The sequence below is a fragment of the Gallibacter intestinalis genome, from assembly GCF_014982745.1.
In the GTDB taxonomy this organism is placed as follows: Bacteria; Bacillota; Clostridia; order Peptostreptococcales; family Anaerovoracaceae; genus Gallibacter; species Gallibacter intestinalis.
This window is the reverse complement of sequence record NZ_JADCKA010000007.1, coordinates 65819-81561: the sequence shown is the minus strand read 5'-3', so window position 1 is coordinate 81561 and position 15743 is coordinate 65819. Positions and strand designations below refer to the sequence as shown.

The 15743-nt window shown below is 39.6% G+C and carries 15 protein-coding genes and 1 rRNA gene; 13 read left to right on the top strand and 3 right to left on the bottom strand.

Annotated elements, in window-relative coordinates; translation table 11 throughout:
* Positions 1-9: 9 nt before the first annotated feature.
* Positions 10-126: ribosomal RNA gene (gene rrf, locus INF20_RS05255) — 5S ribosomal RNA — on the top strand.
* Positions 127-184: 58 nt separating this feature from the next.
* Here rrf and INF20_RS05250 read toward each other — a convergent pair.
* Positions 185-847, bottom strand: a complete 663-nt coding sequence (locus INF20_RS05250) for a Crp/Fnr family transcriptional regulator (protein WP_226385329.1) — start codon at positions 845-847, stop codon at positions 185-187.
* Positions 848-932: 85 nt separating this feature from the next.
* Here INF20_RS05250 and INF20_RS05245 point away from each other — a divergent pair, with 85 nt between their 5' ends.
* The 9 genes from INF20_RS05245 (at position 933) to INF20_RS05205 (ending at position 11499) form a co-directional block, all read left to right on the top strand.
* A complete protein-coding gene (locus INF20_RS05245) occupies positions 933-1595 on the top strand; it encodes an ATP-binding protein (protein WP_226385328.1) in 663 nt (220 codons plus the stop codon).
* An 89-nt stretch (positions 1596-1684) separates the two neighbouring features.
* Positions 1685-2389: a UMP kinase gene (gene pyrH, locus INF20_RS05240; RefSeq protein WP_226385327.1), complete on the top strand. Its 705-nt coding sequence runs from the start codon at positions 1685-1687 to the stop codon at positions 2387-2389.
* A gap of 34 nt (positions 2390-2423) precedes the next feature.
* Positions 2424-2981, top strand: coding sequence for a ribosome recycling factor (gene frr / locus INF20_RS05235; protein WP_226385326.1), 558 nt, complete (start codon positions 2424-2426; stop codon positions 2979-2981).
* 1 nt (position 2982) lies between these two features.
* Positions 2983-3702, top strand: a complete 720-nt coding sequence (locus INF20_RS05230) for an isoprenyl transferase (RefSeq protein ID WP_226385325.1) — start codon at positions 2983-2985, stop codon at positions 3700-3702.
* A gap of 3 nt (positions 3703-3705) precedes the next feature.
* A complete protein-coding gene (locus INF20_RS05225) occupies positions 3706-4485 on the top strand; it encodes a phosphatidate cytidylyltransferase (RefSeq protein WP_226385324.1) in 780 nt (259 codons plus the stop codon).
* A gap of 18 nt (positions 4486-4503) precedes the next feature.
* Entirely contained in the window at positions 4504-5634 is a 1131-nt protein-coding gene (locus tag INF20_RS05220; RefSeq protein ID WP_226385323.1) for a 1-deoxy-D-xylulose-5-phosphate reductoisomerase, read from the top strand.
* Between the two features lie 54 nt (positions 5635-5688).
* Positions 5689-6702 carry an RIP metalloprotease RseP gene (gene rseP / locus INF20_RS05215; RefSeq protein ID WP_226385322.1) on the top strand — a complete coding sequence of 338 codons (1014 nt, stop codon included), beginning with the start codon at positions 5689-5691 and terminating at the stop codon, positions 6700-6702.
* Between the two features lie 11 nt (positions 6703-6713).
* Positions 6714-7796: a flavodoxin-dependent (E)-4-hydroxy-3-methylbut-2-enyl-diphosphate synthase gene (ispG, locus tag INF20_RS05210; RefSeq protein ID WP_226385321.1), complete on the top strand. Its 1083-nt coding sequence runs from the start codon at positions 6714-6716 to the stop codon at positions 7794-7796.
* Positions 7771-11499, top strand: coding sequence for a PolC-type DNA polymerase III (locus INF20_RS05205; protein WP_226385320.1), 3729 nt, complete (start codon positions 7771-7773; stop codon positions 11497-11499). Before ispG ends, INF20_RS05205 begins: the two co-directional genes overlap by 26 nt.
* 100 nt (positions 11500-11599) lie before the next feature.
* Here the strand turns inward: INF20_RS05205 and INF20_RS05200 are convergent, their stop codons facing one another.
* The gene (locus tag INF20_RS05200; protein WP_226385319.1) at positions 11600-12805 is read right to left on the bottom strand and encodes a YkvI family membrane protein; all 1206 of its coding nucleotides are present in this window, start codon (positions 12803-12805) and stop codon (positions 11600-11602) included.
* Between the two features lie 129 nt (positions 12806-12934).
* On the opposite strand from INF20_RS05200, the gene INF20_RS05195 reads away from it, so the two are divergent.
* Entirely contained in the window at positions 12935-13876 is a 942-nt protein-coding gene (locus INF20_RS05195; RefSeq protein WP_226385318.1) for a LysR family transcriptional regulator, read from the top strand.
* 38 nt (positions 13877-13914) lie between these two features.
* Here INF20_RS05195 and INF20_RS05190 read toward each other — a convergent pair whose 3' ends face one another.
* Entirely contained in the window at positions 13915-14730 is an 816-nt protein-coding gene (locus tag INF20_RS05190) for a DUF368 domain-containing protein (RefSeq protein WP_226385317.1), read from the bottom strand.
* A 135-nt stretch (positions 14731-14865) separates the two neighbouring features.
* Between INF20_RS05190 and INF20_RS05185 the strand changes: the two genes are divergently transcribed.
* Complete coding sequence (locus tag INF20_RS05185) at positions 14866-15411, top strand: nitroreductase family protein (protein ID WP_226385316.1); 546 nt, start codon at positions 14866-14868, stop codon at positions 15409-15411.
* 49 nt (positions 15412-15460) lie between these two features.
* Positions 15461-15742: a hypothetical protein gene (locus INF20_RS05180; RefSeq protein ID WP_226385315.1), complete on the top strand. Its 282-nt coding sequence runs from the start codon at positions 15461-15463 to the stop codon at positions 15740-15742.
* Position 15743 lies beyond the last annotated feature (1 nt).

Below are 15743 nucleotides of genomic sequence, written 5' to 3'. Positions count from 1 at the left end.
TTAAGGTAATCCGGTGATAATAGCGCGGAGGCTACACCTGTACCCATCCCGAACACAGAAGTTAAGCTCCGTAGCGCTGATGATACTTGGTGGGAGACTGCCTGGGAAAGTAGGACATCGCCGGTTTTATAAAAACCAGACTATAATAGGTCTGGTTTTTTATTTTCCATATATGAAATTGTACTTAAGGCTCTAAGAGACTAAAATGTTTTTTATGGTTCTCTATAAGGCCTTCCTCTTTTAATTTGCTTATTTCGCTGCTTAAAGCACTTCTATCCACTGACAGATAGTCTGCAAGCTGTTGACGGTTAAAATCAATATCAAAACTGCTGCTGCCATTTTCGCTGGCTTTTTGTGATAGATATGAAAGAAGTTTTTTCCTTATTCCCCTTTGTGATAAAACTGTTATTTTCCCTGATAGATAATAATTCTTTTCCGCAAAAAGATATATAAGGTTTTTAAGAAGTTTTTCCTTTACAGCTGAATCAGAAACATTTGATAGCATTTTATCTCTTTCCAGAGAAATAAGAGTGCATTGTGAAGATGCCGTTACATCGACAGTTACAGGCATATCTTCTATAAAAGCAAAGGTTTCTCCAAATATATCCGGAGCGGTAAGCTTAGCTATTATTGATTGATTGCCCCAGTAGTCTGTTCTGCTGATTATAACTTCACCACTTACAATTAAGAATGCTTTATTTGTAATTTCTCCTTCAATAAGTATTGCAGTTCCTTTTGGAATGGTTCTCGGCTTGGATGAAATATCTGATAGTAACTTATCGAGCTCCGCATTGGTCAGTCCATTAAAAATAAGAGATTTTTTTAATAGTTTAATATTATTATTCATTTTTTTCACCTTTTGTTGTAAAAACAACGGACAGTACATATATACACGGATATAATGATATCGTAACATCAAGGAGGTAATAAAGATGAAAAGAAAGATTGTAAAAATAGATCAGGAAAAATGCAACGGATGCGGACTGTGTGTTAATGCATGTCACGAACAGGCGATTGCTTTAAATGAGAATGGCAAAGCGGAGCTTATTAAAGAGGATTACTGTGATGGGCTGGGTGACTGCCTTCCTGCATGTCCTATGAATGCCATTACTATAGAAGAAAGGGAGGCTGCTCCTTATGATGAGGCTGCAGTTAAAGCGAGGATAGCTAAAAATAATTCGATTGCAAAGGATAATAATCAGGATGACTTAAGCAAAATGCAAAAAACGTATCTTTCAAACTGGCCAGTTCAGATAAGACTGGCACCTGTAAAGGCGGATTATTTTGACGGAGCAGATATTTTAATAGCAGCTGATTGCAGTGCATACGCTTACGGAAGTTTCCATGAAACCTTTATGAAAGACAGGGTTACTCTTATGGGATGTCCTAAGTTAGATCCAGTGGACTATTCGGAAAAACTTACGGAGATTTTTGCGAATAATAATATTAAAAGCATTACTTTAGTAAGAATGCAGGTGCCGTGTTGCGGAGGTATGGAAATGGCTGTAAACAAGGCACTTGAAGATAGCGGAAAGCTTATTCCGTCGCAGACGGTTGTACTTTCCACAGAAGGGGAAATCATTGAAAGAAGGTAGAAATGCCTTCTTTTTCTTTATATTCATTTATGCTATAATATTACGAGATAATTTTAGATGTACAGATTGAAATAATAGAGGAGAAAGCAATGGAACCTAAGTACAAAAGAGTAATCCTTAAGATAAGTGGTGAGGCTTTGGCCGGCGATGAAAAATTCGGTTTGGACGGAGACACCCTTAAAAATGTGGCAAGACAGGTTAAGGAAGTGCATGAGCTTGGAGTACAGGTAGCCATAGTTGTCGGTGGAGGTAACTTCTGGAGAGGAAGAACCAGCAAGGACATGGATAAGGCTACAGCTGATTATATGGGAATGCTGGCAACGGTAATAAACTCACTGGCACTTCAGGAGGCTATAGAATCCGTTGGTGTTCAGACAAGAGTTCAGACAGCCATAGAGATGAGAGAAATAGCCGAGCCGTATATCAGAAGAAAAGCGGTTCATCATCTGGAAGGCGGTAAAGTTGTTATATTTGGTGCCGGTACAGGTAATCCTTTCTTCTCAACTGATACTACAGCGGCCTTAAGAGCAGCTGAAATAGATGCGGATGTGATACTTTTAGCTAAGAAGGTAGATGCTGTTTATTCCGATGATCCAGAAACAAATCCTGATGCTGTAAGATATGATGAACTCACACATTATGAGGTACTTGAAAAGGATCTTAAAGTTATGGATTCGACAGCTGCATCCCTTTGCAGGGATAATGATATCACCATTCATGTATTTGGTATAAGTGATGACGGTAACGTTATGAAGGCCGTATGCGGTGAAAAGATTGGTACGGTTATTCGATAAAAGATAAATTCTTAAATATTGCGGAGGAAATAAAATGAGCGACAAGATATTTGAAACTTTAGACGTTAAAATAGAAAAAACAGTAGCAAGACTTAAGGAAGACCTTATTACGGTAAGAGCAGGTAAAGCAAATGCTGCAATGGTGGATAAGGTAATGGTTAAATATTACGATGTACCAACACCTCTTAAGCAGCTGGCAAATGTATCTGTGCCTGATCCGAGAACTATTGCAATTACACCTTTTGATTCTTCTATTATCAAGGAAGTTGAACATGGAATCAATGAAGCAAATCTCGGAATTACTCCTAGTAATGATGGCAAGGTTATCAGACTTACAATTCCTCAGGTTACTGAAGACAGAAGAAAAGAGCTTACAAAGACAGTAAAGGCTTACGGTGAGGAAGCTAAGGTTGCTTTGAGAAATCTCAGAAGAACAGCTAATGAAGATCTTAAGAAGGAACAGAAAAACGGAGATCTGACAGAGGATGATCTTAAGGAAGGTCTGGATAAGATTCAGAAGAGCATCGATAAGGGAATTAAAACAATTGACGATGTTGTAGCTGCCAAAGATAAGGAGATAATGGAAATCTAAAATGATTGATTACGAAAGAATACCGGCTCACGTTGCCATCATTATGGATGGCAACGGTCGCTGGGCCGAAAAAAGAAAACTCCCTCGTGTAATGGGACATAATGCTGGTATGAAGGCTATGAAGGAAATAGTACGCCATGCTGGTGAAATAGGTGTTGAATATCTGACCGTTTACGCTTTTTCTACAGAAAACTGGAAGAGATCAGAGGAAGAAGTAAGCGGTATTTTTAACTTGCTGATAAAATATGTGGATAGTGAGCTAAAAGAGCTTTGCGATTCAAATGTAAAGGTGAGTATATTAGGTGATTGGTCAGGGCTTTCCGATAAGGTAAAGGAAAAGCTTCTAATGACTTTGGATAGCACTAAGAACAACACTGGATTGAAATTTAATATTGCGTTAAATTACGGCTCTAGGGATGAAATGGTTAGAGCCGCAAAGTCCATTGCAGAAGATGCAGCTTTGGGCAAAATCACTGCAGATGATGTGGATGAAAAGCTGTTTTCAAAAAAATTATATACTGGACAGCAGGAAATCCCTGACCCTGATCTTGTAATAAGAACCAGTGGAGAAATACGCCTTTCAAATTTCCTTTTATGGCAGCTTGCCTATGCGGAAATGGTATTTACAGATACTCTCTGGCCGGATTATACGCCGGAAGAGTTTGAAAAATCCATAGAAATATTCCAGAGCAGGGACAGACGCTTCGGAGGGAGGAAATAACCGGTGAAGACAAGAATTCTTTCTGGGCTGATAATGGTACCCCTTTTAGCGGTATTATACTTTGGCGGATATGTGCTTACGGCAGCATGTTTTATAATTGCAATAGTTGGTGTATATGAATTTTTCAGAGGGTTTAAGGCAATGGATGTACATCCATCATATCCTGTGGCTTTACTGTCAGCAATCTTTTTATACGCCATGAACATATTTACGGAAAATGACACATGGCATATGCTATGGCTGTTTTTAAGTGTGTTGCTTTCTATGTTGTATCTGTTTAACATCGAGCACAGGAAGCTTGAAGATGCTATGAGCACAATAGTTGGTATAGTATATGTTATATTCTTTTCCTACCATGTACTTTTGGTGGAACAGACAGATGCGTCCATACTCATATGGCTTATAGTTATTTCCGCCTTTGGTACAGATATATTTGCATATTTTACGGGAATGGCTATAGGAAAGCACAAGCTGTGTCCTCATATTAGTCCAAAGAAGAGTATTGAAGGTTCAGTGGGAGGCACATTGGCAAGCGTTATATTATGTGGACTCTTTGGATATTTCTTTGCGGAGGAATATCTGGTTCATTGCTTTGTTATAGGTCTTCTTGGAGGTATAATTTCTCAGCTTGGAGATTTAACCGCTTCAGTATTTAAGCGCAAGATGGGCATAAAGGATTACGGAAATCTGATACCGGGTCATGGCGGTATTTTAGACAGATTTGACAGTGTGCTGTTTACAGCGCCTCTTGTATATTATTACATAGCACTGGTAATAGGATAAGACTGACGAGGTCAGAAGATGAAAAAAATAGCAATACTTGGAAGCACAGGTTCCATAGGAACACAAGCGCTGGATATCATTGAAAAGAATCCTGATAAATACAAAGTTACTGTGCTTTCATGCGGAAAAAGAACAGAACTTTTGTCTGAACAAATCAATAGATTTAAACCTGAAGTGGCGGTTGTTGCAGAAGAAAGTCAGGCAGCTGAGCTTTCTAAAAAGCATCCAGATACAGAGATTATTTACGGAGATGATGGTTTAAAGAAGGCAGCTTCTTTAGGTGACCACGAAATGGTTTTAAACGCTCTTGTGGGTATAAGAGGGCTGGCTCCGACTTATGCTGCAATAGAAGCAGGTAAAAATATTGCTCTTGCAAATAAGGAAACGTTAGTTACCGGTGGCGAGGTAATTATGAGCGCTGTCAGAAAAAACGGTGTTAAGATGCTTCCCGTAGACAGTGAGCACAGTGCAATATTTCAGTGCTTGCATGCAGGTATGCGCAAGGATGTAAGCAGAATCCTTTTAACGGCTTCCGGAGGACCTTTTAGAGGTAAATCATTAAAGGAACTTGAAAATGTTTCTTTAGAGCAGGCTTTAAATCATCCTAACTGGGATATGGGAAGTAAAATTACCATTGACAGTGCAACGATGATGAACAAGGGCTTTGAGGTGATTGAAGCAAGATGGCTTTTTGATATAGATATTGACAGCATTCAGGTTTTAGTCCATCCCCAGAGCATAGTACACAGTGCAGTGGAATTTTGCGATGGCTCTGTGATTGCTCAGATGGGAGTTCCAGATATGAAAGTTCCTATTGGATTGGCGTTTTCTTATCCTGACAGACTTGCAGACCTTTCTGAAAAGCTGGATATGTTTAGTGACGGAGCAAATCTGACATTTGAAAAGCCAGATTATGATACATTTAGATGCCTTTCTCTGGCTTTTGAAGCTTCAAAAAAAGGAGGCACATATCCTGTTGTTCTTAATGGAGCCAATGAGGTTTTAGTGGAAAGATTTCTTAAAAAGGAAATTTCATTTTTAGATATACAAAATACGCTGGAAGATGTTTTAAATAAACATAATCCTGTTTACGAGCCGACTCTTGACCAGATACTGGAAGCGGATAGAGAGGTTCGTGCTAGTATTTAAAGAGTCAAAAGCACGGATAATTTGAGTATATGATTGGAGTATAAGGAAGAAAATATGACGATAGTTTTTGCGATTATAATGATCTGTATACTGATCTTTATTCACGAACTTGGGCATTTTATTGCAGCCAAGGCATGTGGTGTAAAGGTCAATGAATTTGCTCTGGGCATGGGCCCTGCAATTATTAAAAGGCAAAGGGGAGAGACCCTTTATTCACTTAGAATCATACCAATCGGTGGATATTGTGCCATGGAAGGCGAAGATGAGGACAGCGAAGACGAAAAGGCGTTCAACAAGAAACCGGCATGGCAAAAGGCTATAATTCTGGTGGCAGGCGCAGGTATGAACCTGATTATGGCTATAGTCCTGATGATTATAGTGACATATTATATCGGTTTTCCTACATCTACCATAGGAAATGTGCAAGAGGATTCACCAGCGCAAGCCGCAGGTATAGTTGCAGGCGATGTTATACTTGAGGCTGACGGAACCGTAGTCGATGACTGGTATGATTTTACGGATATAGTTGAAAAGCATGATAACGGCGAACCTTTGCAGCTGGTTGTTGAGAGAAACGGTAGCGAAGTTGAAGTTTATGCTACCCCTGAAAAGGGTGAAGATGGCAGATATATTATAGGCGTCGGGACCCAAATGGAAAGAAGTGCCTTTAAGTCCATAGTAAAGGGGCCTGAGGCCACCTGGGATATGACTAAAAACATGTATACTGTAATAAAACAGCTTATTACAGGAGAGGTTTCTACAAAGGATCTTGCAGGACCTGTGGGAATAGTTTATATGGTTGATCAATCGGTTTCTCAGGGCTTTATGACATTTATTTATTTTACAGCGATGATGAGTTTAAATCTAGCTGTGATAAATCTGTTGCCATTTCCGGCTCTTGATGGAGGAAGACTCATATTTGTGGTTATAAGAAAAATTACGGGAAAGGCCATAACCGACAATATGGAAGCCACAGTACATCTTATCGGTATGGTGCTTTTGATGCTGCTTATGGTATATGTAACATGGCAGGATATATTGAGATTTGTATTGCCGATATTTAAGTAGAGGTGATAGCTATGACTAAAAGAGTAATGGTTGGAGATGTTGCCATAGGCGGAGGAGCACCTGTGAGCATACAATCCATGAGCAATATAGATACAAAAAATGTTAAAGAGGTCAGTGAGCAAATTATTGAGCTGGCTGATGCAGGGTGTCAGATAATGCGCCTTGCGGTACCGGATATGGAAGCAGCAAAGGCATTTGGTGAAATAAAAAAGAATTCACCTCTTCCATTGGTAGCAGATATTCATTTTGATTATAGACTTGCTCTTGCGGCAATGGAAAACGGAGCTGATAAAATAAGAATCAATCCGGGGAATATAGGAAGTCGTGATAATGTAAAGAAGGTTGCCGATATGGCAAAGGAGCGAGGAATTCCTATTAGAGTAGGTGTAAATTCAGGTTCTCTGCAGAAGGATATTTTAGAAAAAAACGGAGGGGTTACGGCAGAAGGACTCGTTGAAAGTGCTCTGCGTAATGTCAGAATGTTGGAAGACCTTGATTTTAACGATATTGTAATTTCCTTAAAGGCATCGGACCCTAAGATGAATTACGATGCATATATGAAGATGTCTAAAGAAACAGATTATCCGCTTCATGTGGGTGTAACTGAAGCTGGTACCGTGGAGAGAGGAAAAATAAAAAGTGCCGTTGGCATAGGAGGTTTACTTTTAGCAGGAGTAGGCGATACTATGAGAGTTTCTCTTACGGGAAATCCGATTAACGAAATTATAGCTGCAAGGGAAATCCTGGCTTCTGCAGGACTTTATAGCCAGCCCATAAATCTCGTGTCATGCCCTACATGTGGCAGGACAAAGGTCAACCTTGAAAATATCATATCACGTATGGAAAAGGATTTGGCTGTGGCAGGGAATGAAAGATCTAAGGCAGGATTAAGGCCTTTGACGGTAGCTGTTATGGGATGCGAGGTGAACGGACCTGGTGAGGCTGCAGGCGCCGATTTAGGGGTTGCATGCGGTGATGGCAGAGGACTGTTATTTATTAACGGCAGAACGGTAAAAACTGTGGCTGAAAATGAAATCAGCGCAGCGATTATAGATATGATCAATAATTATGAGAGATATATTCAAGCACTGTAAAATTGATGATAAATATGAATACAAAATGCAGGAGGCTTCTCTGTCAAAGGTGACGGGGAAGCTGACTGTTGAAGTGGGACTGAATTTTGTTATTCCCGTATCAGAGGTGGAAAAAGCTGAAGAAATCCTGATAAAAAATGTTCCGGGAGTTTCACAGGTTGAGTTCATCTTTGATTACGATAAAGAAATGGCCATGGATAAAAAGGAAGCTGTAGGTCATTTTTTAGAACATATGATTAGAAAAGCCAATGGCAGGTATTGTCATCTCACTAACAGTATAAGGAGAGATCGTTTTGAATTTGATGAGGGAACAGTAACCTTTTTTACTGTTGGACAGCGAATAGCAGAGGAGCTTAATGAAAGTCTTGCGGAAATGTTTTCGCAGATGATTACGGACGCTTTTGGATACAGTGCTGAAGTTATTTTTGTAAATGACAGTGAGGCTTATAATCAAGCAGAAAAGGATAGAAGAACTCCGGCAGCTGTGATTATGAAAATGCCTCCTACAGCGGATTTAGCTGCAAAAGACGTAAAAGAAAATAATGAAGACAAAAAGGACAAGAAAGAGAAGAAGGGCAAAACTAAAGAAAAGCCAAAAGTTGTAGGCAACAGGATTTTTGGAAAGGCATTTAGCGGTGAAGCTATGCCTATGACTCAGTTTTCAGAGCTTAGTGGAGACTGTATCCTTGAAGGTGAAGTTTTTGGCATAACATCAAAAACTATAAAAAGCGGTAAGCTGATAGTTACAATACTCTTTTCTGATAAAAAAACATCCGTATGCGGCAAATCTTTTATGGATAATGATAGATGGGAGCTTTTAGATGAAAATCTCAAGGAAGGAGATAGCATAAGGGTCAGCGGAACAGCTGAGTTTGATAGTTATGCAAATACCCCTGTGCTTATGATTAAGGCTCTGGAGAAGGTGCCTAAAAAGGTGAGAACCGATGATGCGGAGGAAAAGAGGGTAGAGCTTCATGCTCATACCAAAATGAGCGCTATGGATGGCCTCTCCGATGTAAAGGAATATGTAAAGAGAGCAAAGGCATGGGGACACAAGGCTGTTGCTATAACAGATCACGGAGTTGTTCAGGCCTTTCCTGAAGCAGCAAAGGCTGCAGGCGGCGATATAAAGATAATATATGGAGTGGAAGGTTATCTTTTGGATGATTCAGATCTTATAAATCCGGACGGTACCATAGATTATAAAAGGAAGGGTACAAATCATATAATAATAATAGCAAGAACCCAGGAGGGACTTAAAAATCTGTATAAGCTGGTTTCTCTGTCTCATTTGGACTACTTTTATAAGAGACCGAGAATACCAAAATCTGTACTCACAGCTAACAGGGAGGGACTTATTATAGGTTCTGCCTGTGAAGCAGGAGAAGTTTTCAGAGCAGTATTAAATGATTTGCCTGAAGAACAGGTAGATGACATAGTATCGTATTATGACTACCTTGAAATACAGCCTCTCATAAACAATCAGTTCCTAGTAAATAATGGAACTGTTGAGGATAGGCAGGGATTGATAAAGCTTAATCTTAAGATAATTGAGCTGGGAAGAAAGCATAATAAACCTGTTGTTGCCACTTGCGATGCCCACTATATAGATGAAGAAGATCAGATATATAGAAGAATTCTTATGGCAGGACAGGGATACAAGGACCTCGGAGAAGGTGGCCTTTATTTCAGAACAACTGATGAAATGTTTGAGGCTTTTGATTATCTTGATCAGGAAACGGCTAAGGAAGTCATAGTAACAAATCCTAATATGATTGCTGATATGATAGAGGATATCAGACCTGTTCCTAAGGGTAAGTTTCCTCCACATATAGAAAATGCCGATGAAACCCTGAGAAAAGAATGCTATGCAAAGTCTCATGAGATATATGGTGATCCCCTTCCTGATTTGATACAAAAGAGGCTGGATGATGAACTTAGGGCGATTATAGATGAGGGCTATGCGGTGATGTATGTCTCTGCCCAGATGCTTGTAAGAAAGTCAATGCAGGACGGGTATCTTGTTGGCTCCAGAGGATCTGTGGGATCTTCTTTTGCAGCTACCATGGCAGGCATTACGGAGGTTAATCCGCTTCCGCCTCATTATATTTGTCCGGAATGCAAATATCTTGAATGGGGAGATGAAAACGAATATGACTGTGGCGTTGATATGCCTGAAAAGGTTTGTCCTGTATGCGGTGCCAAACTGAAGCAGGAAGGATTTACGATTCCTTTTGAAACATTCTTGGGTATACCGGGAAAACAGAAGGAGCCTGATATAGATCTTAACTTTGCAGGAGAATATCAGCCGATAGCACACAAATATGTCGATGAAATATTTGGAGCAAAAAATGTTTTCAAGGCCGGTACAATAGGCACCATTGCCACTAAAACAGCTTTCGGCTTTGTGCTGAAATATTTTGAAGAGCGACAGATGCCGGTAAATAAATATGAATGCGAGAGACTTGCCAAGGGTTGTGAAGGTGTAAAACGAACAACAGGGCAGCATCCGGGAGGAATCATTATCTTACCTGAAGGTCATGAGATATATGAATTCTGTCCGGTGCAGCATCCGGCCAATGATATAAATTCTGATTTTATTACCACGCATTTTGATTATCATGCCATAGATGAAAACCTGCTGAAGCTTGATATACTGGGACACGATGCACCGTCGATAATAAGGCATCTTCAGGATATGACGGGAATTGATCCGATTAAGGAAGTACCGTTAAAGGATGAGAAAGTAAACAGTATATTCTTGGGAACCGATGCGCTGGATATAAAGGATCCTGATTACAGATTTAAACACGGAAGCTACGGTATACCCGAGTTCGGTACAAAATTTGTAAGACAGATGCTTGATGATACGCATCCTACAAAGTTTGCAGACTTAATAAGAATTTCAGGATTTTCCCACGGTACGGATGTATGGCTTGGAAATGCCAGAGACTATATAAAAGAGGGTGTCGCAACGATGCAAAATGCGATTTCCACCCGTGATGACATAATGAATTACCTTATACTTAAAGGAGTTGAACCTATTCCTGCCTTTACGATTATGGAAAAGGTTCGTAAAGGTAAAGGTGTTACCGATGAAGAGGCAAAGCTTATGACTGATAATGGAGCTCCACAGTGGTATGTTGATTCATGTAGAAAAATACAATACATGTTCCCAAGAGCTCATGCGGTGGCTTATGTAACCATGGCATACCGAATAGCATGGTTTAAGGTTTATCAGCCTTTGGCCTTTTATGCGGCACATCTTACTACAAAGGTTGCTGATTTTAACTGGGATGTAATAAAGAAGGGCAAAGGTGCTATTTTAAATCGTATGGATGAACTGGCTGCAAAGGGAAAGAGCATAACCACCAAGGAGGAAGGTGAGGTGCTAGTTCTTGAGATATGTTATGAAATGGCAGCCAGGGGCTATGACTTTATGGAACCATCCTTTGAGAATAGTGATGCAATGAGATTTAGTGTAAAAGACGGTAAAGTCACTGTGCCTTTGTGCGCTCTGGCAGGTGTCGGAGAAAACTGTGCTAAAGCTATCGCCGACGAATATGAAAAAAGGCCGTTTGCTACAGTTGAAGAAATTCAAAACAGGGCAAAGGCCAATAAAACTGCAATACAGGCATTGAGAGAAAATGGTTTACTAGAAGGTATGCAGGAAACGGATCAGATATCATTTTTTGGAATATAGCATTAAAAAAGGAAATGAAGTCATATGCGACCTCATTTCCTTTTTACTTATATATCGAACTTTGATTTTCGAAAAAGAATTAAATGTTTTCCTATTGGGCTTATTTATTATCCAGCTGTTCCATGGATGCAAGGCGTCTTTTTCTGATGTTTTTAAGACCAAGGATCCACAGAGGAAGGATAACGAATATCCAGTTATATATACCCAGGTATTTGTATGCAACCTGTACAACCCACATGAGACCCATTGTAGATACGCCGTAGGAAACTAGCAGACAAATCAGAGCGATTATAGCGTTTCTCAATGTAGCGTTCTTCATGTTCTTAAGAACATAAGGGTTGAGTCTTTCAACCATACCGAAGGTGAAACCTACTGCAGTAGTTATAAGTGCCAAGAACAGAAGTATAGGATAGATTACTGCAAGTATAGTGGAATCGAGATGATTTACTACCCATACTGTAGGAAGCAGTTTTGCTTCAGGATCAGTGTATACTTCAGGCATTCCAGAGAAAATCAGGAAGCAGATTCCGCAGAGCATTATAACATTTATTACATAACCTACAATCATAGCTCCCTTGGATTCTTTTTTGCTCATAGCACCCTTAAAGGAAGCTGCAACACCGCCTATGGCAGTTACCTGGAAACCAGCGTAAGTAAGTGCCCATAAAATAGCGTTTCCGAATGTACCCTGTGTAACATCGTTACTTGAACCTGTAACGCTCCACTTTGAAGCTTCAGGATTTACATATCCTTCTTTGAATAGTTCAACGATGTTAGGCCAGAATTTTGCAAGTCCCATCACAAGGATAATGGCAATAATAACGAGGATGCCAACTGTCATTACCATAGCGTTTTTTCTAACAAGTGATGCGCCGAATATACAGATTACGGTTACGCATGCCAGCATGATAATGGAACCTATCATAGTCGGAACATGGAATGTCTGCGCAATGAGTGTGGCACCGGATGCCAGGGAAGCAGCCGTTGCGGAGACTGTTGTGATGATAATACCAACATCCATCATTACGGAACAAAATCTTCCGATAGGCTCTGTCGCCTGCTTTGACCAACCGTTGTAGTTCCATGTGTCAGTCTGACGAGCGCTTTCAATACCCACATAGAATGTGAAGGCTACTATTGCCATCGCAATAAGGGGCATTAAAGGACCGAACCAACCGTGGTTTACAAAGTACTGCAGTTCCTGAGTACCTGAGGCAAATCCGGCTCCGCAGTGGGTTGAAAACCATACTGCAGCAGTACCGAGGCTGACAGCCGTAAAGTATCTGCCTTTCTTTGAATCTTTCATAATATCTACCTCTCTTTAATATATAGTTTCTTATTTAAATTTTACTATAATAGAGTATATGTATATATTCGAATTTTTAATCATATTGTATTAAAAAGTGCTAATAAATGATATAATTAGTGCATGAGAATGGATTATTTTGAACAATTGATAACAATAGTAGAATCACGAAATATGAGTGAAGCTGCAATGAAGCTTAACATGGCGCAGCCAACTTTAAGCACTTCCATGAAAAGCTTTGAAAACGAGCTGGGGTTTAAGATTTTTGAAAAAAGCGGCAGGAGAAATAAGCTGACACTCTTAGGCGAAGAAGTATATAGAAGGGCGAAGGTGATACAGCAGGAGATGAAATTTTTAAATGATTTAGCAAAGGCGGAATCAGAAAAATCTAAACTGCTGTCAGTTTCAAATAACTTCTCGGTGCTGGCCAAGGATACGCTTCTTGATCTTTATAATAACCATAAGGGCGAGGATATGCACCTTAAGGTCGAAGACGGCGCGATGAATATAATATTTGATAATGTCGCCTCATCAAGAAGTGAGATTGGGATAGTAAGGCTCTTCGAAGATAAGAAGGATATGTTTAAAAGACATCTTTCCTTTTATAACCTTGAGTATGAAACTTTGGCAGAAGAACTCATATGTGTTGTGGTGGGAAAAAACAATCCTCTGTACTATATAGAAGGGGATGTTATCGGTATAGAACATCTTGAAAATTGCTCGTTTATTTCCCATATTACGGAAAGCACAGACGCTATGTGGATGAGCTCATTAAGGGATATAGGCGTACGCAAGATAACAATGTCTTTACCTAATCTGGGAACCGTAATGGCTGCGGTAAGAAAAACAAATGCTGTATTCATAGATACGAAAAAGGATCACAGTCATGAAGATTGGTATGATGATTTGAGATATATTACTCTGTCTCCTGAAATAAAGGCAGAACTTGGAATGATAAAGCTTAAACACAGAGAACTATCCGAAATCGCTAATGAATATGTCAATCTTCTTAAGGAAAGAATAGGCATATGGAATGAATACAAGGCTGAAAAAAACAGCAGATCTCGATAAAGAGTTCTGCTGTTTTATATTGATTTGCTATTTTATCATTAGCTTTCTTTATCCAGCATAAAAAGTAACTGGATGATTCCGATTCCTAAAATCAGGCATACAGGACAGATTACAAGGCCGATACCGGATGGAGCGCCCGGAAATACAGGTATCACGGAGCCTATTACAAATCCAAGGATAATTAGATAAGTAGGACGCGTGTACTTTTTCATGGCCTTGTCTAAAATTTTGGTGGTTCCTATGATGCCGGCTGCAAGTCCCAATGCAAGAATGCCGAGATATACTATATCGAACTGGTCAAAGGCTTTTATAAGGTTTTCATATATTCCCAGCACTAGCAGTACGAAGGATACGCTTATTCCAGGCAGTATCAGGGCTATGGCTGCAATAAATCCTGCGATAAATAGTATAAGCAGTCCAGAAGGTGAGTACATGGAATCTATTTCAAAGAGTCCTTTAGGTATAAGCTCAACAGACATAACAATTGCTGCTCCTATTATTGGATATATAAGCGTCGAAAGAGACAGCCTTTTAAGTCCGCAGGATTTCAAAATCATAGGTATGCCGCCGATTACTGCACCTATAAAAAAGTACATTACAGGCATATTGAATTTTTCTAAAAGTGCAAGTATACCCTTGGCGAGAAGTGCCATGCCGGCAAAGGCTCCTACGCAAAACAATCCTAAAAATATGAGGCTTTGTTTTTTTTGTTTCATGAAATTGCTGACTGCAGATATAAGGTCTTCATATATGCCTAATATCATTGCCATAGTGCCACCACTGACTCCAGGAACCAGCATAGTACCGCCAATGATAAATCCCTTTACTAGAGTTGATAATTTATTGTTTCTCATGGGCTTCCTTTCTTTTACTAAACAAAATCAAATCATATTTTAACAAAAAGCGTGGAAGAATGCCATAGGGTGTAGTATAATTATAAGACAAATGTTTTTGTCAAATGTTGAGAATATATGTCGGGGGAAACAGTTATGGAAACCATCAGGTGTATTAAAGAAAGAAGAAGCGTAAGAAATTTTACTGATCAGAAAATTGACAGAAAAGTGATTGAAGAGATTGTGGAGGCTGCAGCCTTTGCTCCTTCATGGAAAAATAGTCAAATCGCCAGATATATTGTGGTGGAAGACAGAGAAATCATAGATAAGATAGCTGAGGATTGTGTACTTGGCTTTGAGCATAATACAAAGACTCTTAAAAAGGCCGCTGCCCTTGTAATAGTAAATGTTGTTACTGGCAGAAGCGGATATGAAAGAGATGGCTCTTATTCCACACCTAAGGAAGACAGATGGCAGAACTTTGATGCCGGTATAGCATGCCAGACATTCTGTCTTGCAGCCCATGACAAGGGTATCGGCACAGTTATTATGGGAATATTTGATGAATATAAAGTGGCAGAGCTTGTCAACATTCCTGAGGGACAGCAGATTGAAGCTTTTATAGCTATGGGATACCCGGAAGGGGAGTTTCCTCAAGCACCTAAGAGAAAGTCCATAGATGATTTGTTAAGCTTTGTATAAACTAGCAATAATATAGCTTATCGTTTCATGGACAAGAAAGAAGGAAGAAATGAAAGAATATCTTGAAAAGACATATTCATTGGAACCAGTAAACAGCGATCCGGACACACCGCTTCGGGTCGTTTTCTTCCGTTTATACGACAGAAAAATAGCTTCGGGAGAAATAACTTTTAGCGGTATAAAGATGGATAAGGATCAGTTTATATGTCTCAGTACAGCTCAGGATCCGGAAATGAGCAGAGAAGATTTAATAAATTTATGTGTAAATATGAAACTTACAAAAGAAGAAGCTGAGGCTATGATGGCAGCTGCAGGCTATGAGAAGGTGTAGC